This is a genomic window from Pantoea eucalypti, assembly GCF_009646115.1.
In the GTDB taxonomy this organism is placed as follows: domain Bacteria; phylum Pseudomonadota; class Gammaproteobacteria; order Enterobacterales; family Enterobacteriaceae; genus Pantoea; species Pantoea eucalypti.
On the sequence record NZ_CP045720.1, the window covers coordinates 1577320 to 1599076 of the forward strand.

The window sequence follows — 21757 nt, forward strand, 5'->3', positions numbered from 1 at the left end:
ACCACGATGGCCACCACAGAAAACCGAAAATATTTCATTATCCAGGCGCCTTATTAGTGCAACGGCGACTGAAACGTGCGGCTCTCTCCACCTTCATCAGTGATAACCGTCCACTTCACCTGACCGGCAGCGCCTTTTGGCAGGATAAAGCTGCGGGAAGAGTGCGGAGCGACATATTCCCTATCCGGAATATTCATCTCCCCCACGCTGAGTGAGGACAAATTCATATAAAATGCGGAAGGGTTAGTTACCGTCAGCTTATCGCCCTGGCGTTGCCACTTAAGCGCGGATACGGCATCCATCATCGTTCCTCTCACGCCGGACGGGCGCACCAGCAGCTTAATACAGCTGTTTGCGCTGACTTCCAGGTTCAGCGTGACTGCTGTGGGCTTTAACGGTGTCCCTTTCTCATCCTGAGCCCAGACATCACTATCTTTAGGCGGAATACCGGTCACGCAAAGCCAGTGCAGCGTTTCACGGTCACCGGCCATTTGACCGCCGGTACGAATAATTCGCAGGCGGTTCTGCTACTGTGCATCCAGACGGAAAACTGGCGGGGTGACAATAAAAGGCGCAGGTGTTTTTTTATCTTCCGCAAGCACCTTTCCCTGCACCAGTATGGGGTAAGCCTGCGCATTGGTGATGGATAAAGACGCTCCGCTGGAGTCCGGGTTATATATCACTCGTGAGGCACCCAGTTTGACCTCGAATACTTTGGTATTGGTGACCGTCTTCAGCTCCTGCGCAAAAGCCGGAGTAGCGCCATTACTGATTAATATCGCGGCGGCCAGTACAGCCCCGGCTGCCCTATAAGTTTTTTTATTACAAAGTAAATACATAACACATCCCTATCAGAGAATAATTATTCCTGACTAAACGTAATCGTAAAATACCCTTGTTAATTTTTAGGTAAACGTAAAATTAATAAAGAAATTCATTTTAAAAATACACGGCCAGATTTTTAAGAAGAGAAAAGCTTCAGATAAAAAGCGGCACAGGTAGTTAGCGAGCCCGATGAGCCACAGGTGGAAAGGGCAGTCGTGCAATAATGTTTAAATTTAAGTTTCATATTCAGTAATCCTCTGGTGTGTTTTCGGGTTATTTATAATGCCCATAAAGCATGTTGAAGAAATCACCAGGTCATTGCTTTTCACATTCATATAGATGGCGCGGATTCAGGTACATCTATAATCACCGAGCTGAAGCAAGATGCGTACCCACCTTAACCCCCACACTGGCCGGGGCTTGCTGCCTCAGGATGGAAACAGTGTTATACAGGAAAACCAATAACGGAATGTAATTCGAATTTATCTGTATTTTTAGTTTAATGATCTATTTTTGTTATTTTTTTAGCTTAAACAGTCGCCGATTGTTGCAGGCTGCCCACTACCTGACATCCGGAGGAGAGTTTAAAAGAGCATCTCCTGCCGTGAATCTGGTTGAATCGTCGTAATTCCCTTCTGACAGCGGAAGGTTCAGCTGTGCGAATATACTCATACTTTCATTAGCAACGGCGTTCCGACATCAGGACAATGATTTCCCTGAAACAGAGTCAGTGGGTATCAACGCGTTCCCGTGCTTTTTATTCGCTTGTTTTAAAAATGCTACGTGCAAAAAGGGTTTTACTGTATTATGTTGTGAGATAAATCTGAGATTGAATTTATTTAATCGGGGGGGATGTGAAGGTGTTGTATACCATTAATGGTTCAATAGTGTTTAATACGGATGACAGTACTCTCCGACATATACCGACGAAAGATACCGTTCAGATTAACCTGCCTTCGGCGCGATTACTGGCACTCATTCTTGATTCCAATGGCGATATTCTGACAAGAGAATATTTGATTGTTGAAGTCTGGGATAAACATAACCTCAGAGGGTCAAATGCAAATTTAACGCAATACCTGAGTATAATGAGACGTGCATTATCCGCATTTGGATGTGATGAAATTGTCATTACCATTCCTAAAATTGGTATTAAGTTAAATACTAATCATTCTGTCGTTAAATCCCCCTCCTTTGACGGAATAGAGTCATCCCCACCGGCTCATTTACCTAAGGCATTATTAAATAAACCTGGATCTTTTCTTTCATGGAAAGTCATTGTTCTTTGCCTGTATATCATTTCACCCGTTTTTATTGCAACTGCGGTGTTAGTCTTTAAAAACAATACGTCTTCATTGGATAATATCAACATTTATCTGAAATCAGATTTTCTTGCAGAGGGGTGCGAGGTGGTTTTTGTTAAGGATCTCAATGAAAATAAGATGAAAGAAGTAAAAAGTAAAATAACTGCTCTTTTAGCAGAAAATAATTTAGTCTGTGATAAAAATAAAAAAATCTATTTTGATAACTATACATCTTTTTCGCCAAAAGATGATGGCCGAACATTAATTTCGTATTGCAAGCTTGGAAAAGAGAGGAATGTAACCAGTTGCAATAATTTCTTCCATATTAACGAGAATTAATATGATGTTTCCAAACGTGAGAGTTCTGATAGCTATTTCAACTGTCTGTACGGCAATTCTTCTGGGTTTTATATTTTTTGGGTCTGAAAATAATTTAATATTGCCACTGAGATGTTACTCTTTTACCCAATACGATCTGGGTGGTGAGGGACAGACGCTTAAATTTAATGTCGCCCAGGATCTCAGACTATACAAGGACGGAACCGGATATTTTTTACTGAATGGACGGGTGTTAATCAATAATGAGGAAAAAAATTTAGGAAGAACCCTCATACTGAATAGGGGGGAAGTAAGGGGCAGTAATACAGCGCATTACTCTATAAGCCGCATCATTATCTCTCCCACTGACAATACAGATAATCCAACCTTTGAGAAGCTGTTGGCTGAATTTACCGGCGACCCGGAAACCTTACAACTTGATGTGATTAATGTCGGACATCATACTTTTATGATGGGAAGCCCACTTTCGTTTGTCTTTACCTGCGTGGCTTTTTAACTGATTGCATGAAAGCTCGCAGAACCTTTGCACTAAAGAAAGAACCAGGCACTGGCGCCATTTTCTCTGGCAGGCAGCAAAGGAAAAGGATGGCGGAAAGGCACAGCACAAATGCTAAACCGCTTCCTGGCTAACATCAGTGGGGGTCGATAGACAAGCTATCTACAGGGCCGCCTGAGTAGCGCCCACAGCACATCGTTATTTGATGGTTCACATCTGAACCTGTCAGTGATTCGCCGACCTGTAACACAAAAGCAAAAAGCCCGCTCAGGTTTCCCTGAGCGGGCTTTTTCTAATTCTGGCTCCTCTGACTGGACTCGAACCAGTGACATACGGATTAACAGTCCGCCGTTCTACCGACTGAACTACAGAGGAATCGCTTGAACGGGGCGAATATTAGCGGCGTAGATCCTGCTTGTCAAAGCCCTGTTTACTGATTTGCGTTCAGATGCTCGTAAAAGCAGCGGATTGGCGGTTTTTAGTCACTTCTGATGGATTTTCAAACTGCCAACAGGATCTCACTTTGCTGGCATTTCTCATTAGATGTTAGATGCATGTCAAAGTTTTGTTATTTGCCGATGTTAAAACAAGCGTTTCAGTGCTTTTATGATAAAAATTTCAAAACGAGATCATATGGAACAAATGAACTGCTTATCATCACGGTCGTCATCATCGGCCAGAAGTGAAACGGCATTTTGAAACTAACTGTTTGCAGATCAAGTGATTGTGAAAAGGAGTGGTCGATCACAAAAATAGCCAGAACCTGAAGTCTTACCTCAAATTTTCCGAAACAGACGCCAGACAGGCTGGGTGAATGTAAAAGATATTTTTCATTCGTGGTCCGCAGCCACTGAGCAAGTTAACAAATAAGAAGGGTCCCTATGAACATTAAAAAAACGATTGTCGCCTCACTGTTAGCCTGCATGTTACCTGCCGCCGCTATGGCAAAAGATATTTCGGTTGGCGTCTCAATGGCGCTGTTTGATGACAACTTCCTGACCATTCTGCGTACCTCAATGCAGAAAGAGATGCAGAAAGATGGCGTCAAAGGGCAGGTTGAGGATGCAAAAGGCGACGTTTCACAGCAGCTGCAGCAGGTACAAAACTTTATCGGACAGGGTGTTGATGCGCTGATCGTTAACCCGGTCGATACCAATGCGGTGAAACCGATTATGGATCAGGCGAGCAAAGCGGGTATTCCGCTGATCTTCGTAAACCGCCGCCCTGGGGCTGAACTGACCGGAAAAATGGCTTATGTCGGATCCGACTCAGAACTGGCCGGACGCTTACAGATGGAAGCGCTGGCGAAGGCGATGAACGGCAAAGGCAACGTTGCCATCCTGATGGGTGACCTGGCAAACGAAGCGACCCGCGACCGTACTAAAGGCGTGGAAGAAGTCGCAGCTAAATTCCCTGGCATCAAAATCGTTCAGAAACAGACCGCCAAATTTACCCGTAACGATGCGGTGGATGTGGTCAGTAACTGGATGACTGCCGGTGATCAGATCAATGCCATCGCCTCGAACAACGATGAAATGGCGATTGGTGCGCTGCAGGCGCTGGGTAAAAACCCGGACAAAATCCTGATCGCGGGTGTCGATGGCACACCGGATGCGCTGCAGATGCTGAAGCAGGGCAAGATGGTCGCCACAGTATTCCAGGATGCGCAGGGCCAGGGTGAAGGTGCGGTGCAGACGGCAATCAAACTGGTGAAAGGTGAGAAAGTCCAGAAAATCATCAACATTCCTTACCAGCTGATTACCAAAGAAAACATGGAACAGTTTACCAACCGTAACCTGAAATAATCGTTCCCGACCCAGCTGTACGGAGGTGATGTATGAACGCGTTTGCGCTTGAAGCCGAAGGCATCAGCAAGTTCTTCCCCGGCGTTAAAGCCCTCGACAACGTCTCGTTGCGGGTGCGTCCGGGAACGGTACATGCCTTGATGGGCGAAAATGGCGCGGGCAAATCCACTTTAATGAAGTGCCTTATCGGGATGTACCGTCCCGATAAGGGCACCATCAAAATTAAAGGGGAGCCGGTGCAGTTTCAGGACACCATGGACGCGTTGCGTTCCGGCATTTCGATGATTCACCAGGAACTCAATCTGGTGCCCTACATGACCGTCGCTGAGAATATCTGGCTGGGTCGTGAGCCAATGAAGTTTGGTTTTGTTGATCACGCCCGGCTGAATCAGAAGACGCAGGAGCTGCTCAACCGGCTGAATATCCGCCTGAAAGCGGAGAGCATGGTGGGCGAGCTGAGCATTGCGTCACAGCAGATGGTCGAGATTGCCAAAGCGGTCTCTTGGGATTCAGATATCGTCATCATGGATGAGCCCACCTCCGCGCTCACCGAAACTGAAGTGGCGCACCTGTTTACCATCATTCGTGATCTGCGGGAGCAAGGCAAAGCAATCATCTACATCAGTCACAAGATGGATGAAATTTTTAACATCACTGATGAAGTCAGTATTTTCCGCGACGGCGCCTGGATTGCCAGTGATGAGACGGCGAAATATACCCGTCAGTCGCTGATTACGCAGATGGTGGGACGTGAACTGACCCAGCTGTTCCCGAAATTCAACAGCGCCATCGGAGAAGATGTCCTGACGGTTCGCAATCTCACCTGCAAAGATCGTTTTACTGATGTCAGTTTCAACGTCCGCAGGGGTGAAATTCTCGGCGTCGCCGGACTGGTGGGTGCCGGTCGCAGCGAAGTGATGGAGAGCCTGTTCGGCATGGAGAGCTTCGACAGCGGCGAGATCTTAATTGATGGCGTGCCGGTGACGATCGACTCACCTTCCACGGCGATTGAAAAGGGCATGGCGTTTCTGACCGAAGATCGCAAAAAGTCCGGGCTGTTTCTGGTGCTGTCGGTGATGGAGAACATGAGCATCGTCAACATGCCGGAGTACAGCGGTAAAAGCGGGTTTGTCAGCCATGTGAAGATGGCGCAGGACTGCATGGACCAGATCCGTCGCCTGAATATCAAAACACCGACCATGGATCAGATCATCAACAACCTCAGCGGCGGTAATCAGCAGAAAGTCCTGATTGCCCGCTGGCTGCTGGCGCAACCGAAGATTCTGATTCTGGACGAACCGACGCGCGGCATTGATGTCGGCGCTAAAGCGGAGATTTACCGCTTAATCAGTGAACTTGCCAACCGTGGCGTGGCTATCATCATGGTCTCCTCTGAACTGCCGGAAATCCTTGGCATGAGCGACCGGGTGATGGTGATGCACGGCGGGCGTATAACCGGCATCCTCGATAAAGAAGAAGCCGATCAGGAAACCATTCTGTCGTTGGCATCCGAGTGAGGCGCGAGACCACTATGAGCAATATGAAAGCTACTGCTACCCCGGCAGCCCCGCAGCAACCCTCTTTTTTCGCCAGCCTGCGTCATAAATTGCCGAAAGATACCGGCATTTTCGTGGTGATGGTGGGGATTGCGTTAATTTTTGAAATGTTTGGCTGGTACGTGCGTGACCAGTCTTTCCTGCTCAACACCAACCGTCTGATCCTGATTGTCCTGCAGGTGGCGATTATCGGGATTATCGCCGTTGGCGTGACCCAGGTCATCATTACCACCGGTATCGATCTCTCCTCCGGGTCGGTGATTGCCCTGGCGGCGGTGGTTGCCGCGAGCCTGGCGCAGACGTCTGACAGTCTGTCACCGATGTATCCCTCGCTGGTGAATATGCCTGCGGTGATCCCTATCGCGGCCGGTATTGGCGTCGGTTTACTGGCGGGCGTCGTCAACGGCGTACTGATTACCCGCACCGGGATTCCACCGTTCATTGCCACACTGGGCATGATGGTATCGGCACGCGGTCTGGCGCAGTATTACACCCAGGGTAACCCAATCAGCTTCCTGTCCGACGGTTTTACCTCAATCGGGCAGGGTGCAATGCCGGTGGTGATTTTCCTGGTGGTGGCGCTGCTGTTCCACATCGCCCTGAAACATACCCGCTACGGTAAATATGTTTACGCCATCGGCGGCAACATGACCTCGGCGAAAGTCTCCGGTATTAACGTTAATAAGTATCTGATCATCGTCTACACCATTGCTGGTGCACTCTCTGGCCTGGCGGGTGTGGTCCTGGCGGCGCGTGTCAGCAGCGGTCAGTCAAGCATGGGGATGTCATACGAGCTGGATGCGATTGCCGCAGCTGTGATCGGCGGCAGCAGCCTGATGGGCGGCGTGGGCCGTATCACCGGCACGTTAATCGGCGCGGTCATTCTCGGCCTGATTAAAAGTGGATTCACTTTCGTTGGTGTCGATGCCTACATTCAGGACATCATCAAAGGGATCATCATCGTGGCGGCGGTCTCAATCGATATGCACCGTAACCGCAAAAAACGTTAATCAGCAGGCGTTGCCCTCTTCTGCATGCGGGAGAGGGCACTGTTTACTTTCCTCCCTCCCTTCGTCAGCGATAAGAAATCCTGCTGATAGCGTTTACATTTTTATCCTGCGCTTTACCGCTACGCTTCAGGCCCTGCAAGCCTTCATCAGGTGCAATACGTTTCCACTGCACTAAAACTGTACAGTCTGTCATCACTTTTATGCACGTCTGACTCGCAGCGTCTGCACTGTCACAGTGCGCCCGGGATCCTTACTCACACTGATTACGCATTCCTGATCCTTATTAACCCTTAAGAGGTAATCAGAAACGCTTATTTTCCGGGCCGTTAGGAAAAATCTGGCTGGACACTGACTGCTGCTCTTTAAACCTGGCCTGCATCTTGCAAAATCTCTTTTATCAGGGCGATTGGATCAGACCCATTTCGCTATTCGGGGTGAGTGACGGAGGCAAGATGAATTTAAGACGACTAAAGTACTTTGTTAAAATCGTCGATATCGGCAGTCTGACGCAGGCAGCAGAAGTGCTGCACATCGCACAGCCTGCACTCAGTCAGCAGGTCGCGACACTGGAGAATGAACTGGATCAGCAATTACTGATTCGCACCAAGCGCGGCGTTACGCCAACGGAAGCCGGTAAGATTCTCTATGGCCATGCGCGTACTATTCTGCGCCAGTGCGAGCAGGCCCAGACCGCGGTCATCAACGCCGGTCAGGTGCTGAGCGGTCAGGTGTCGATTGGACTGGCACCCGGCACGGCGGCATCCTCGCTGACCATGCCGCTGCTGCAAACCGTACGCGATCAGTTTCCGGAAGTGCTGGTCTACCTGCACGAAAACAGTGGCAGCGTGCTGAACGAGAAGGTGATGAGCGGTCAGCTGGATATGGCGGTGCTGTACGATCGTGCACCCACTGCCGGAATTAACAGTATGCCGCTGATGAAAGAGGATCTCTTCCTGGTAGGCGCCACTGATTATCCCGGTGTCAGCGTCGATCTGGCCGATGTGGCACAGATGAGCCTGTTTTTACCACGCGACTACAGCGCCGTGCGCAAACGGGTTGATGAGGCATTTTCGCTGCGCCGCCTGAGCGCGCGCATCATCGGAGAGATCGAATCAATTTCTACTCTGACCGCAGCGATTTCCAGTGGGATGGGTGTGACCGTATTACCTGAATCCGCTGCCCGTGCGCTGGTGGGATCGACGGACGCCTGGATGTCGCGCATCAACAGTCCATCGTTGAGCCTGCCGCTGTCGCTGAACATTTCCGCCCGTTTGCCGCTGTCGCCTTCCGCACAGGCGGTGAAGAATATCCTGCTGTCGCTGCTGAACAGGCCGCTGACTGAGGAGCGGGAGTTGATGTTAGTGGGGTAGGGGCGCTTGCAGCGGGCGGGTTCGGAATCGATCTCGCTTAGCAGCGGGCCAGGTATTGAGCTGATTGCGCTTAGCAGCGGGGGCGGGTCTCGCTTTGCTGCACCTTCACACTGAGAAGATTACGTTGCGCGGTGCCTGCCCACTGAGCGGGTAACGCCCGCCAGGCGGTGGCGAATTTCAGGTCTCCCGTGCAGGCGGACGCATTAAGGGGCGTACGCCCGCCCCTTAACAATCCCGGCGTCCGGCAGCCTGCGCGCCCCGCTGTGCGGGGTGCCTTCGCCACGCCCTGCGGCCCGCGGACCGTCCGGACGCGCCATCCCTGGCGCGAGCCGTCCTTTCGCCGGCGTCCTGTCGGCTCATCCTTGCCTGCGGTTGTTCCTCAGCGCTTCGGATGCCTCTGGTAAACCCCTGCCTTTAATATCCTGGTTTTTATCGGACATGGCGTTGTCTGGTGGTTTGAAAGCCAAAGCTAATGTTGAAAACTATCAGCGGCAATGCACCAGCATTAAAAAGAAGAGGCAACATTTGATAGGGTGAAGAGCCATTCTTCCTGCCAGGCAGAGAGCCGCAGATAATCCTTCAGACTTACAGCGATGACGTACCCGACACAAAAATAAGAGATATCAGCGAGGGTAGAAGGCCATTCTTCCTGTCAGGCAGAGAGCCGCAGATAATCCTTCAGACTTACAGCGATGACGTACCCGACACAAAAATAAGAGATATCAGCGAGGGTAGAAGGCCATTCTTCCTGCCAGGCGGAGAGCCGCAGATAATCCTTCAGACTTACAGCGATGACGTAACCAACACAAAAAGAAGAGATAAAGCGGGGAAGGAGGCCGTCAGAGCCGCTGAGCGGATGAGGGATTTCAGGACGAGCGGCAGGGATGCCGCGAAGAGGCGGGTTCGCGCCAGGGATGGCGCGTCCCGCCGGTACGTAAGAAATCCGGAAGAAGCGAAGGGACCGCGAAGCGGCGGTGAAGCAGGCCGGAGCCCGGGGTCAAGGGGGCGCGGCGACTGGCGCCCCCTTGTTGGTCGCCTGCAGAGGCGTGACTGAAACTGCCCGGCTCACCAGGCGAACGAAACCTTCTCATAGCCCGTTCGCGCAGCGAACACCCCCAGGCACCCAGGTGCACCCCAGCCCGTTCGCGCAGCGAACACCCCCAGGCACCCAGGTGCACCCCAGCCCGTTCGCGCAGCGAACACCCCCCAGCACCTGCGTGCACCTCAGCCCATTCGCGCAGCGAACACTCCCACCCTTTATTCCCTAAAGTCATAAAGCCAAATTTTTAAGTATTTCCAGTTATCAATAATTGTTCTTACCATCAACGAATCAGATTATGTAAAGGGAGGTAAATATCGTGAATTTCCAGCAGCTTAAAATCATCCGCGAGGCGGCCCGCTGTGAGTTTAATTTGACGGAAGTCGCTAATACGCTGTTTACCTCCCAGTCGGGTGTGAGCCGCCATATTCGCGATCTGGAAGACGAGCTGGGCGTGGAGATCTTTATCCGTCGCGGTAAGCGCCTGCTGGGCATGACCGAACCGGGCAAAGCACTGCTGACAATTGCCGAACGCATTCTGGATGAAGCAGGAAAGGTAAGAAGACTGGCTGATGTCTTTACCAATGAAACCAGCGGCATCCTGACTATCGCCACCACCCATACTCAGGCGCGCTACAGCCTGCCGAAAGTGATTAAAGCGTTCCGTCAGCTTTATCCCAACGTCCGTCTTGAGTTGAATCAGGGATCGCCACAGGAAATCGTCACCATGCTGCTGGCGGGTGAAGCAGATATCGGTATCGCCAGTGAAATGCTGGTGAATAACAGCAGTCTGGCGGCATTCCCCTGGTTCAGCTGGCATCACGCTTTGCTGGTGCCGAAAGGACATGAGCTGGTACAGAACCAGCCGGTCTCACTGAGTACGCTCAGCCGCTATCCTCTCATCACGTATCGACAGGGCATTACCGGACGTTCACGGGTTGACCGCGCTTTCCAGGCGGCGGGCCTGAAACCGGATATCGTGCTCAGCGCCCAGGACTCAGACGTAGTCAAAACCTACGTAAAACTCGGTCTGGGTGTCGGGATCCTGGCCGACCAGGCGTGTGAAACCGAAGAGAATGAAGAGCTGGAACGCCTGGATGCCACGCATCTGTTCGATGCCAGCACCGTATGGCTCGGCCTCAAACGCGGTCAGCTGCAGCGTAACTACGTCTGGCAGTTCCTGGAACTCTGCAACGCCAACCTGTCACTGGAAGAGATCAAACGTCAGGCGCTCTCCTACAGCAACGACGATGAACCGGTTATCGACTTCCAGATTTAAAGTGCGCGCATCCAGCCGGATGCGCGGCTGTTTATGCACGGCATAAAATTTCAAAACACCGCGAAAAACTATTTCACTCACCTTTCTCACCCCGCACAACAACATCCTGCGCTGACCCGGCACGATAAAGTGGAATTAACTGACCACGAGGGGATGTTATGTCGCGATTAAAACTTACCGATAGCGATCTGCTGCGCCAGCAGGCGCTGTTTGCCGGACGCTGGCAGGATGCGCATCAGGGCGCCACGCTGCCGGTTATCGATCCCGCTACGGGCGAAACGCTGGCCACCATTCCGGCGCTGGGCCGGGCGGAGACGGAGCAGGCGATAGCCTATGCAGAAACGGTGCGCATCAGCTGGGGCAAAACCACCAATGCCAGCCGTGCCGCGCTGCTGGAAAAATGGCATCAGCTGATTGTCGAACATGCTGATGACCTGGCGATCATCATGACCGCTGAGCAGGGCAAACCGCTGGCGGAAGCCCGGGGCGAGGTGCTCTACGGCGCCAGCTTTGTGAAATGGTTCGCAGAAGAGGCGCGTCGAATCTACGGCGACACCATTCCTGCACCCAGCGAGGACCGCCGCATCCTGGTGCTGAAACAGCCTGTCGGGGTGGCTGCGGCTATAACGCCGTGGAACTTCCCGATTGCGATGATCACCCGCAAGGTTGCTCCGGCGTTAGCGGCCGGCTGCCCGATTATCGTTAAACCTTCGGAGCTGACACCGCTCTCGGCGCTGGCCCTGGCCGTGCTGGCAGAGCGCGCCGGATTCCCGTCGGGCGTGTTGCAGGTACTGACCGGGCTGCCCACGGAGATTGGTGCGGCGCTGACTGAAAGTCGCACGGTGCGCAAAATTTCGTTTACCGGCTCCACCCGAATCGGCCAGTTGCTGATGCAGCAGAGCGCCAACAGCATAAAGCGCCTGAGTCTGGAGCTGGGCGGCAACGCGCCGCTCATCGTGTTTGATGATGCAGATATTGAAATTGCGGTTGCCGGCGTCATGCTAAGTAAGTTCCGCAACGCCGGTCAGACCTGCGTTTGTGCTAACCGTATTCTGGTGCAGCGAAGTATCTATCCGCGCTTTACCGCACGACTGCTGGAGGCTGTTGCCACCCTGAAAGTGGGCGATGGCTTTGCGCCAGACAGCACCATAGGCCCGCTAATCAACAGCCGCGCTGTCGAGAAAGTGAACGGCCATATCGACGATGCGCTCAGTCACGGGGCAACGCTGCTGACCGGCGGCATCAGCCAGGGCAACGGCACGTTTGTGCAGCCCACGGTGCTCGGTGAGGTCACGTCCAGTATGCGTATCGCCCATGAAGAGACGTTCGGCCCGGTCGCGCCGTTGTTTATCTTTGATGATGAAGAGGAGGCGATTGCGATGGCGAATGACACGCCTTACGGCCTGGGCGCCTATTTCTTTACCGAGAATATCCGGCGAGCCTGGCGGGTGGCGGAAGCGCTGGAGTTTGGCATGGTCGGCTTTAATACCGGCGCTATTTCCCTGGAGGTCGCGCCATTTGGCGGCGTCAAACTCTCCGGTATAGGGCGTGAAGGGTCCCGCTACGGAATTGATGAATATCTGGAACAGAAAACATTTCACATTGGCAGTTTGTAATTAAATATTAAGAGAACGCCAGCCGGATCATCCGGCTGGCGTTTTTTTTTGCCTGATGCGCAACCTGAATTCTTCGGCGTCAAATAATACTCTTTAAAAATTTAAAGAATTTATCCGGGATGTGAGGCACGTCGGTAAACGGTGAGTAAGGAATCGAAGAATGAGCGGCCTGGTCACTAATATCCGCTTTGGTGCAATTTCCGTGCAGGTTGCACCAGCAGGGCGCATAAATTTTGTGAAGTAAATCATCTGTTTAATTGTTCGGCAATTCCGCAAAAAATCCCCCGGCAATACGGCAGAAAATTTTTTTGCGCTGTTTTAAACGCATTTTTATTTTTTGCCCGGCTGGCATACTTTCTGCATTAGCTTATTAACGCCACAGAAATCGGCCAGTGAAAACGCTAATAAAACAGCAACTGATGGGTGTAACAAATAAGGATTTTTCCATGTTAAGTTTCGACCCTGAAAAAGTTTCTCTTCCGGCTGGCCATTATATTGGCGGCCAGCACTGCCAGAGCCAGGGCGCATCATTTGAGGTAAAACGTCCCTCGGATGGCAGAGTCTATGCCACGCTGCAGGACGCGACGCCGCAGGATGTTGATCGCGCTGTCACTGTTGCGCATCAGGCGCTGAAAACCAGCGGCTGGTCCGGCTGTCCGCCGCGCGAACGCGGTCGCGTGTTACGCCGCTGGGCCGATCTGATTGAGCAGGACACGCTGCTGGCTCAGCTGGAAGCACTGGGTTCGACCCGTCCAATCAGCGACGTTGTGCTGCATGAAATTCCGTTCACCGCCGAAGCGATTCGCTTCTATGCCGAATGCGCCGACAAATACAGCGGTGACCTCTTTCCAACCCGTGACAGCAGTCTCGGCATGCTGATTGCTGAACCTTATGGTGTCATCGCCGCGATTACCCCGTGGAATTTTCCGCTGTCGATGGCGTCGTGGAAATGCGGACCGGCGCTGGCGGCGGGTAACGCCGTGGTGCTCAAACCCTCTGAACTGACCCCGTTTTCAACCGTGCGTATGGCTGAACTGGCGATTCAGGCGGGCTTACCGGCGGGCGTGCTGAATATTGTTCAGGGCAGTGGCGCGGTGACCGGCAGCGCGCTGGTGACCCATCCGCTGGTGCGCAAAGTCTCCTTTACCGGCTCGACCGTGACCGGAAAACGCATCATGAGCGATGCCGCGCAGCACGGTATGAAACCCGTGACACTGGAGCTGGGCGGTAAGAGTCCACAACTGGTATTCGATGACGCGGGTGACCTTGAGGTGCTGGCTCAGCGCATTCTGCGCGGCTTTACCGCTAACGGCGGGCAGGCTTGCGTGGCGGGCACCCGTCTTATCGTACAACGCAATATCGCCGATCCGCTGGTTGAGCGGCTGGCCCAGCTCTGCCGCGAACTTAAACCGGGTGTCACGTGGCAGGAAGAGAGCCGTTATGCGCCCCTGATCGACGAACGCCAGGGCAACAAAGTCTGCTCGGTCATTGAGGCAGCAAAAGCACAGGGCGCAGAGGTACTGGTGGGCGGAGAGCGTTTTGCCGACACCGACAACGGCTGGTTCTGGCAGCCCACACTGCTGAGCCACGTGGCGCAGGATAACCCGGCGGTGCAGCAGGAGATTTTTGGTCCGGTGCTGACAGTACAGACGTTTGACGACGAAGAGCAGGGGCTGGCGATGGCCGCCCATGACACCTATGGCCTTTGTGCCGGCGTACACACGCTGAGCCTGCCTCGTGCCATGCGGGCGATGCGTGCCATAGAGGCGGGCACCGTCTGGATTAACCGCTATGGACGTTCTGGCGACTTCATTATTCCAACCGGTGGCTTCCTGGGTTCTGGCATTGGTAAAGATTTAGGGCGTCAGGCGTTTCAGGCCTGCCAGCGCCAGAAAAGTGTACTCATCGATTTCTAAGCGCAACTGACAATGACGAGGGTGTTACATGGCACTGTTTAAACCGAAATTCATCACGTTTGACTGTTACGGCACACTGATTCGCTTCGATATGGCTGGCGCGGCGGAGCGTTGTTTCAGCGACCGCGTCGACCCGGATGCAATGCATGCCTTTACTACCGACTTTTCCAGCTACCGGCTGGATGAGGTGCTCGGCGCATGGAAACCCTATTACGACGTGGTCAGTAATGCGATTCAGCGCACCTGCAAAAAGTGGGGCGTGACGTGGAGCAAAGCCGACAGCGACTTTATTTACACTGACTGCGCCAGCTGGGGACCGCATCCTGATGTGCCCGCCGGGCTGGCAAAAGTGGCTAAGGAGTTTCCGCTGGTGCTGCTGACCAATTCGATGAAAGACCTGATCCCACACCATGAACCGCGTCTGGGTGCACCCATCTACCTGACCATCACGGCTGAAGAAGCGGGCGCATATAAACCCCAGATGAAAGGTTTCGAATACATGCTGGATAAGCTCGGCTGCGGCCCGGAGGAGATTCTCCATGTCTCCTCCAGCTTCCGCTATGACCTGATGACCGCCTACGATCTCGGCATCAAAAACAAGGTCTGGGTCAATCGCGGCCATGAACCGGCGAATCCGTACTACCAGTACACCGAAATCAAAGATATCGGCGGCCTGCCTGGCGTCGTCGGACTCTGAGGAACACCCCATGAAACTGGAATCGTTCTGGCAGGCCACCGCTCCCGCCTTTACCGGCGCCGCCCGCGAACCGCTGCCCGCACAGGCGGACGTAGTGGTGATTGGTGGCGGCTTCACCGGTGTCTCGGCGGCGCTTAACCTGGCGCGCCGCGGCATCAGTGTGGTGCTGCTGGAGAGTGGTGACGTGATGAGCCAGGCTTCGGCGCGCAACGGCGGCCACTGCAACACCGGTGTAGCGCAGAACTTCGCCTCGCTGGTGGCAAGTCAGGGCCTGGAACAGGCCAGCCGCTTCTATCGGGCGTTCGACGATGCGGTGAGCTATGTCCAGCAACTGATCCAGGATGAAGCCATCGACTGTGACTTCCGGCTGTGCGGCAAGCTTAAGCTCGCCAGCAAAGCGTCGCACGTGGCCGGACTGCGGGAGGCGTATGAACTGATGCGTCGCACTGTGGACCCGGAGATCGAACTGCTCGACAAAACGGCGGTGCGCGACGAGATCGCCAGCGACGATTTCCACGGCGGCCTGCTGCAGAAACGGGGCGGTCAAATGCACATGGGTAAGTTTGGCGTCGGGCTGGCTGAAGCCGCTGCACGAAGCGGGGCGAAGATTTTTCCGCATCACGCGGTAACGAAGTTAGAGCGACTCAAAGGCTATCAGCACCGGATACACACGGCGCAGGGCACCATTGTGGCGGATAAAGTCCTGATGGCGACCGGCTGCTCCAACGTCGGTCCTTTCCCCTGGTTTCAGCGCCGCATTGTGCCGGTCGGCAGCTTTATTGTGGTGACCGAAGCGCTGGACCCGACGCTGCTGCGCCAGGTGCTGCCCAACAATCGGACTTACGTCACCTCGCTGAATATCGGCAACTACTTTCGTACGACTGCTGACAGCCGTCTGGTGTTTGGCGGCCGTGCCCGTTTTGCCGTCAGCAACCCGACATCCGATTCGCGCAGCGGCGAGATCCTGCGCCGTGCCATGACGCAGATGCTGCCGCAGTTGGGACAGGCAGCGGTGGAGTACTGCTGGGGCGGCATGGTCGACATGACCGCCGACCGTCTGCCGCACGCGGGTGAACAGGATGGTCTGTTCTATTCGCTGGGCTACAGCGGTCACGGCACGCAGATGTCGGTGTGGATGGGGCGGGTGATGGCCGATCTGCTGACCGAAAAGCGCACTGAAAATCCCTGGCAGCGCGACACATGGCCCGCGCTACCCGGTTATCACGGCAAACCATGGTTTTTACCGCTCGCAGGACTCTATTACAAAGCAAAGGATCGCCTTTCATAACGTCCCGTCGGGTGCTGGCCGCCAGGTCACCAGCACCGCCAGAACATCATTCCCGGTTCGCCTGACTATTGAGGGTAGAGAGATGAGTAAATTTGATAATAACGATGCTGATGCGGTAAATCCGGCCCTGACGCGCATGATCACTGAAGGCTCACTGTCACGTCGCAGCCTGATGAAAATCCTCTCCGCGGGAGCGGCGATGAGCAGCGGCCTGATCGGTTTTTCAGGGAAAGCACTGGCGGATGACAAGCCGGTTAAAGGCGGAAAACTGCGGGCAGCGATGTCGAATGCGTCAGCCACCGACACGCTCGATCCTGCCAAAAGTAACAACAGTGCGGATTACACCCGTCAGTTTATGTTCTACAGCGGCCTGACCGAACTGGATAAAAACCTGATGGCGAAACCGGCGCTGGCCGAATCGATTGAATCCAGCGACGGCATCACCTGGCATATCAAACTGCGTAAAGGGGTGACCTTTCACGATGGCAAACCGCTGACCGCGAAAGATGTGATCTTCTCGCTCAGCCGCCACAAAGATCCTGCCATCGCCTCAATCGCTTTTAAGCTGGCCGATCAGTTTAAATCGTTCAGTGCGGTCAATGACAATGAGGTGCAGCTGGAGCTCAACAGTGCCAACTTCGATGTCCCTTACATGCTGGCAACACCACCGTTTTTGATTGTGAAGGATGGCACCACCGATTTCAGCAAAGGCATCGGCACCGGTCCCTTTGTCTGCAAAACGTTTATGCCAGGTACGCGCACCATCGGCACGAAAAACCCCAACTACTACAAGCCCGGACTGCCCCATCTGGATGAGGTGGAATTGATTGGTGTCACCGACGGCGCGGCACGCGTCAATGCCCTGATGTCGGGCGATCTGCAGATAGTGTCGACACTGACCGCCGCTGACTGCAAGCGCCTTAAAGGCAGCAATGAATTTGGTGTGCTGGAGAGTAAATCGGGCATGTATACCAACCTGATCATCCGCACCGATGTTAAGCCAGGTAACAACGAAGATTTCGTGCTGGCAATGAAATACCTGCAGCCGCGCGAAATGCTGGTGAAAACCGTACTGCAGGGATACGGCGACGTCAGTAATGACACCCCGGTTCCGCCGTGGCATCCGCTTTACAACGCCGACCTCAAGCCGCGCCCGCTCGACGTTGAAAAAGCGAAATTTCATATCAAAAAGGCAGGCATGACAGGCTCCACGGTAGAGATCATCACCACGCCGAATATCGAAGGCGCGAACGAAGGCGGACAGCTGATTCAGCAGATGGCGCGTGGGGCGGGCCTCAACGTGAAAGTACGCCGCGTGCCCTATGACGGTTACTGGTCTTCGCACTGGATGAAAGATCCGATCGGATATGGCTCGATAAACCCGCGTCCAACGCTTGATATGCTCTTTTCCCAGTTCTACCTCTCTACGGCCCCGAACAACGAATCGGGCTGGAAAAATCCCCAGTTTGATCAACTGGTGGTCGCCGCACGCGGTGAGCGCGATCAGGCGAAACGCAAGCAGATGTATGGCGACATGCAGGCCCTGATCTATGACCACTGCGGCACGATTATCCCCACCTTTATCAGCTCCACCGATGGTTATAACAGGAAGGTTAAAGGGGTAGAGGCCTGGCCGTCGGGCATGATGATGGGTTATCGCTTCCATGAGTTTGCGTGGCTGTCAGCCTGATCCCCGCCTGGCCCAACAGGCTCTTTTAAGGAGTACGCCGATGAACCGATACATGATGTTCCTGATTGCCCGGCGGATTGGCGCCGGCATCCTGACTTTGCTTATCGTCTCGGCGGTGGTGTTTTTCATCACCAGCCTGCTGCCGGGTGACGCGGCACAGATGATTCTCGGCCAGAACGCCACGCCGGAAACGGTGGCGGCGTTACGGCAGCAGCTGGGCCTCGATCAGCCTTTGCTGATGCGCTATATCCACTGGCTGACCGGCATGGTGCAGGGCGATTTCGGCACCTCGTTTGCCAGCCATCTGCCGGTCTCACAGCTGGTGGCGCAGCGTATCCCCGCCACCTTTGAACTGGCGGGTATCACCACGCTGATCTGCGTGCCGATGGCGCTGATCATCGGCATCATCGCGGCGATGAATCGCGGTTCCCGGCTCGATCGGGCACTGGTTATCGGCACGATGGCGACGGTTGCGGTACCGGAATTTCTGGTGGCCACCGTGGCGGTGCTGATTTTCGCCGTCAAACTGCACTGGGTGTCGGCGATGTCGTTCGGCAGCCCGGACAGCGACCTGCTGAGCTACCTCAAAGCATACGCGCTGCCGGTGCTGACACTCTGCTGCGTGCTGGTGGCGCAGATGGCGCGCATGACGCGGGCCGCCATTATCAATCAGCTCGACAGCCCCTATCTGGAGATGGCGCTGCTGAAAGGGGTGTCGCCGCTCCGCGCCGTGCTGCGCCACGCGCTGCCCAATGCGGTCGGCCCTATCGCCAACGCGATTTCACTCAGTCTCTCCTATCTGTTTGGCGGAGTGATCATCATCGAAACCATCTTCAGCTATCCCGGTCTGGCCAGCCAGCTGGTGGATGCGGTCAGTAACCGCGACCTGCCGGTGGTGCAGCTCTGCGTGATGCTGTTCGCCGCCTGCTATCTGGTGCTGCTGCTGGCGGCCGACATTCTGACTATCGCCTTTAACCCGAAATGGAGAAGCGCATGAATACTCTCTTGTTGCCCTGGCGTTTCTTTCAGTCTCTTTCCTGGTCAGGTCGGCTGGGTCTGATGATGTCGCTGTTCTGGCTTCTGATGGCGGTATTCGGCACATCGCTGGCGCCACACAGCATTGATGACATCGGCGGCGGCCCGCTGATGGGTGGCCTGACGGCGGATAACCTGCTGGGCACCGACTATCTGGGACGCGACATGCTGAGCCGTATTCTCTACGGCGCGAAATTCTCTATCGGCCTGGCACTGAGTGCGGCGCTGCTGGCCAGTCTGATCGGCACGCTGCTGGCTCTGCTGGCCGCGGTCACGGGACGCTGGCTGGAGGAGTTACTGGGCCGTGTCAATGACGCGCTGCTGGTGCTGCCAGGCAAAGTGCTGTCGCTGATGATCGTCGCGGTGTTTGGCTCCTCGTTGCCGATGCTGATCCTCACAGCGGTATTCACCTACTGGCCGGGCGCATTTCGTATCGCTTTTGCCATGGCCAGCTCGCTGCGTAGCATGGATTACGTCCGGGCTTCACGGCTGCGGGGCGAAAGCCGCTGGTATATCGCCATTCACGACATCCTGCCAAACATGGTGCACCCGATGCTGACGGATTTTGGCCTGCGCTTTGTCTATATCGTGCTGCTGCTGAGCGGCCTGAGTTTTCTCGGTCTGGGCGTTCAGCCGCCGTATGCCGACTGGGGCACGCTGGTGCGTGAAAATATGCAGGGGCTATTTGACGGTTCGCCTGCCGTCCTGATGCCCGCGCTGGCGATTGCCAGCCTGACCATTGGCGCCAACCTGTTTATAGACAGCCTTCAGGCGATGCGTCCGATGACGCTGGCGAAGGAGGGAGCATGAACGTGACACCACATACCGCCATGCCAGTGATATCGGTGGATAAACTGCGCGTCACCGCGCAGACCGATCGCGGCGAAGAGATTGACCTGGTTTCCGACATTCATTTTACCGTGCAGAAGGGAGAGGTGCTGGCGCTGATTGGCGAATCCGGCTCAGGTAAAACCACCATCGCCATGGCACTGATGGGCTATGCCCGCAGCGGTTGCCGCATTGCCGACGGTAACATTCACGTTGCTGGCACCGATGTTAACAGCCTGACGCCAGGCCAGTTACGCGCCTTTCGCGGCAACAACGTCGCCTATATCGCCCAGAGCGCGGCGGCATCGTTTAATCCGGGCATGAAGATTCTCGATCAGGTCATTGAGCCGGTGGTTATTCACGGCACCATGACGCGCAAAGCGGCGAAAGAGAAGGCCATAGGCCTGTTTCGCGAACTGGCGCTGCCAAATCCTGAGACGATTGGCGACCGTTTCCCGCACCAGGTATCGGGCGGACAGCTACAGCGTCTGATGACGGCGATGGCGCTGATTGGCGATCCGGATGTGGTGATCCTCGATGAACCGACCACCGCACTGGATGTGACCACCCAGGTGGAAGTGCTGAAAGCGTTTCGCCGCGTGGTGGTGCAGCGTGGTGTCACCGCGATTTACGTCAGTCACGATCTGGCCGTGGTGGCACAGATGGCTGACCGGATTCTGGTGCTGTTGCGCGGCAAAATGGCGGAGTATGGCAGCACGGCGCATCTGATTGGCGCGCCAAAGGCGGAGTACACCCGCTTACTGATGGATGCCGCGCGGCAGAAAGAGCGGCCCAGCAACTGGTGCCCGGCCGCTGCCGATATTCAGCCGCTGCTGGAGGTGCGCGACCTCAACGCAGGTTATGGCCCGCGTGGCAGCGACGGCCATTCGAAAGTGCGCATTCTTGAGGAGATTAACCTCAAACTGTGGAAAGGACAGGCGATTGGCATTATCGGTGAGTCAGGCTCGGGCAAAACCACCCTGGCGCATGCCATTGCCGGACTTAATGCCCCGAGTCACGGCCACATCCTGTTTAACGGCCACTACATTGCGGGCGATATGCAAAAACGTCCTGACAACGAGCTGCGGCGCATTCAGTATGTGTTCCAGATGGCGGATACCGCACTGAATCCGGCCCACAGCGTTGAACGTATCCTGTCGCGACCGCTGACGCTGTTTCACGGCCTGAGTGGTTCGGCCCGCCAGCAGCGACTTTATCAGCTACTGGATCTGGTACAGCTGCCACGCAGCGTGTTGTGGCGGCGTCCCTGGGCACTTTCTGGCGGGCAAAAGCAGCGCGTCAATCTTGCGCGTGCCCTGGCGGCTGAACCGGACCTGATTCTGTGTGATGAAGTGACCTCGGCGCTCGATACCGTGGTTGCCGCCGCCGTACTCGACTTAATCAGCGAGCTGCGCCGTGAGCTGGGCCTCTCAGTAATCTTTATCAGCCACGACATGCATGCCGTTCGCGCGGTGTGCGACGAAATTGTGGTAATGAAGAGCGGTCGGATCGTCACTCAGCTGGCGCGCAACGACTACGACAAGCCGACCAGTGAACTCTATTTCGAGCGCCTGAAGCGCGCGGTGCCGGAACTGCGTCAGGGCTGGCTGGATGAGCATGAAGAGATTTTAAAAGCAGAGTGAGTTAGCGTGCTCTGATTTACC

At 54.6% G+C, this 21757-nt stretch carries 15 protein-coding genes, 1 tRNA gene and 1 pseudogene; 15 read left to right on the forward strand and 2 right to left on the reverse strand.

The window, feature by feature from the left end:
• Positions 1 to 53 precede the first annotated feature (53 nt).
• Positions 54 to 839, reverse strand: a pseudogene (locus tag EE896_RS22865) (fimbria/pilus periplasmic chaperone).
• A gap of 846 nt (positions 840 to 1685) precedes the next feature.
• Here EE896_RS22865 and EE896_RS07235 point away from each other — a divergent pair.
• Complete coding sequence (locus EE896_RS07235; RefSeq protein ID WP_008925992.1) at positions 1686 to 2468, forward strand: winged helix-turn-helix domain-containing protein; 783 nt, start codon at positions 1686 to 1688, stop codon at positions 2466 to 2468.
• A gap of 1 nt (position 2469) precedes the next feature.
• A complete protein-coding gene (locus EE896_RS07240; RefSeq protein ID WP_008925991.1) occupies positions 2470 to 2964 on the forward strand; it encodes a FidL-like protein in 495 nt (164 codons plus the stop codon).
• 299 nt (positions 2965 to 3263) lie between these two features.
• On the opposite strand, the gene EE896_RS07245 is transcribed toward EE896_RS07240, so the two are convergent.
• Positions 3264 to 3339, reverse strand: a tRNA-Asn gene (locus EE896_RS07245).
• Between the two features lie 506 nt (positions 3340 to 3845).
• Here EE896_RS07245 and EE896_RS07250 point away from each other — a divergent pair.
• The 13 genes from EE896_RS07250 (at position 3846) to EE896_RS07310 (ending at position 21736) form a co-directional block, all read left to right on the forward strand.
• On the forward strand, positions 3846 to 4769 hold the full coding sequence (locus tag EE896_RS07250; protein WP_008925990.1) for a sugar ABC transporter substrate-binding protein: 924 nt from the start codon (positions 3846 to 3848) through the stop codon (positions 4767 to 4769).
• Positions 4770 to 4801: 32 nt separating this feature from the next.
• A complete protein-coding gene (locus EE896_RS07255) occupies positions 4802 to 6286 on the forward strand; it encodes a sugar ABC transporter ATP-binding protein (protein WP_003852594.1) in 1485 nt (494 codons plus the stop codon).
• Between the two features lie 23 nt (positions 6287 to 6309).
• Complete coding sequence (locus tag EE896_RS07260) at positions 6310 to 7335, forward strand: ABC transporter permease (protein ID WP_181162214.1); 1026 nt, start codon at positions 6310 to 6312, stop codon at positions 7333 to 7335.
• A gap of 452 nt (positions 7336 to 7787) precedes the next feature.
• Positions 7788 to 8705: a nitrogen assimilation transcriptional regulator NAC gene (nac, locus tag EE896_RS07265; protein WP_140916213.1), complete on the forward strand. Its 918-nt coding sequence runs from the start codon at positions 7788 to 7790 to the stop codon at positions 8703 to 8705.
• A gap of 1358 nt (positions 8706 to 10063) precedes the next feature.
• Entirely contained in the window at positions 10064 to 11023 is a 960-nt protein-coding gene (cbl, locus tag EE896_RS07270; protein WP_003853203.1) for an HTH-type transcriptional regulator Cbl, read from the forward strand.
• A gap of 158 nt (positions 11024 to 11181) precedes the next feature.
• Complete coding sequence (locus EE896_RS07275) at positions 11182 to 12639, forward strand: NAD-dependent succinate-semialdehyde dehydrogenase (RefSeq protein WP_140916212.1); 1458 nt, start codon at positions 11182 to 11184, stop codon at positions 12637 to 12639.
• 446 nt (positions 12640 to 13085) lie between these two features.
• On the forward strand, positions 13086 to 14555 hold the full coding sequence (locus tag EE896_RS07280; RefSeq protein ID WP_008926926.1) for an aldehyde dehydrogenase family protein: 1470 nt from the start codon (positions 13086 to 13088) through the stop codon (positions 14553 to 14555).
• A gap of 28 nt (positions 14556 to 14583) precedes the next feature.
• Positions 14584 to 15252: a haloacid dehalogenase type II gene (locus EE896_RS07285; RefSeq protein ID WP_003852370.1), complete on the forward strand. Its 669-nt coding sequence runs from the start codon at positions 14584 to 14586 to the stop codon at positions 15250 to 15252.
• 10 nt (positions 15253 to 15262) lie between these two features.
• Positions 15263 to 16540, forward strand: a complete 1278-nt coding sequence (locus EE896_RS07290) for an NAD(P)/FAD-dependent oxidoreductase (RefSeq protein WP_140916211.1) — start codon at positions 15263 to 15265, stop codon at positions 16538 to 16540.
• Positions 16541 to 16622: 82 nt separating this feature from the next.
• Positions 16623 to 18230: an ABC transporter substrate-binding protein gene (locus tag EE896_RS07295; protein WP_003852374.1), complete on the forward strand. Its 1608-nt coding sequence runs from the start codon at positions 16623 to 16625 to the stop codon at positions 18228 to 18230.
• Between the two features lie 40 nt (positions 18231 to 18270).
• Positions 18271 to 19227 (forward strand): ABC transporter permease, encoded by a 957-nt coding sequence (locus tag EE896_RS07300; RefSeq protein WP_003852376.1) that lies wholly within the window; start codon positions 18271 to 18273, stop codon positions 19225 to 19227.
• Positions 19224 to 20075 (forward strand): ABC transporter permease, encoded by an 852-nt coding sequence (locus EE896_RS07305; protein WP_003852377.1) that lies wholly within the window; start codon positions 19224 to 19226, stop codon positions 20073 to 20075. The genes EE896_RS07300 and EE896_RS07305 overlap by 4 nt, the downstream gene beginning before the upstream one ends.
• A complete protein-coding gene (locus EE896_RS07310) occupies positions 20072 to 21736 on the forward strand; it encodes an ABC transporter ATP-binding protein (RefSeq protein WP_140916210.1) in 1665 nt (554 codons plus the stop codon). Before EE896_RS07305 ends, EE896_RS07310 begins: the two co-directional genes overlap by 4 nt.
• The last annotated feature ends 21 nt before the right edge of the window (positions 21737 to 21757 follow it).

Excerpts from the sequence above, each read along its gene's own strand:
- nac (WP_140916213.1), top strand. The coding sequence starts at position 7,788 with ATGAATTTAAGACGACTAAAGTACTTTGTTAAAATCGTCGATATCGGC.
- EE896_RS07310 (WP_140916210.1), top strand. The coding sequence starts at position 20,072 with ATGAACGTGACACCACATACCGCCATGCCAGTGATATCGGTGGATAAA.
- EE896_RS07295 (WP_003852374.1), top strand. The coding sequence starts at position 16,623 with ATGAGTAAATTTGATAATAACGATGCTGATGCGGTAAATCCGGCCCTG.
- EE896_RS07275 (WP_140916212.1), top strand. The coding sequence starts at position 11,182 with ATGTCGCGATTAAAACTTACCGATAGCGATCTGCTGCGCCAGCAGGCG.
- EE896_RS07300 (WP_003852376.1), top strand. The coding sequence starts at position 18,271 with ATGAACCGATACATGATGTTCCTGATTGCCCGGCGGATTGGCGCCGGC.
- EE896_RS07250 (WP_008925990.1), top strand. The coding sequence starts at position 3,846 with ATGAACATTAAAAAAACGATTGTCGCCTCACTGTTAGCCTGCATGTTA.
- EE896_RS07255 (WP_003852594.1), top strand. The coding sequence starts at position 4,802 with ATGAACGCGTTTGCGCTTGAAGCCGAAGGCATCAGCAAGTTCTTCCCC.
- EE896_RS07305 (WP_003852377.1), top strand. The coding sequence starts at position 19,224 with ATGAATACTCTCTTGTTGCCCTGGCGTTTCTTTCAGTCTCTTTCCTGG.
- EE896_RS07290 (WP_140916211.1), top strand. The coding sequence starts at position 15,263 with ATGAAACTGGAATCGTTCTGGCAGGCCACCGCTCCCGCCTTTACCGGC.
- EE896_RS07260 (WP_181162214.1), top strand. The coding sequence starts at position 6,310 with ATGAAAGCTACTGCTACCCCGGCAGCCCCGCAGCAACCCTCTTTTTTC.
- EE896_RS07285 (WP_003852370.1), top strand. The coding sequence starts at position 14,584 with ATGGCACTGTTTAAACCGAAATTCATCACGTTTGACTGTTACGGCACA.
- EE896_RS07280 (WP_008926926.1), top strand. The coding sequence starts at position 13,086 with ATGTTAAGTTTCGACCCTGAAAAAGTTTCTCTTCCGGCTGGCCATTAT.
- EE896_RS07240 (WP_008925991.1), top strand. The coding sequence starts at position 2,470 with ATGATGTTTCCAAACGTGAGAGTTCTGATAGCTATTTCAACTGTCTGT.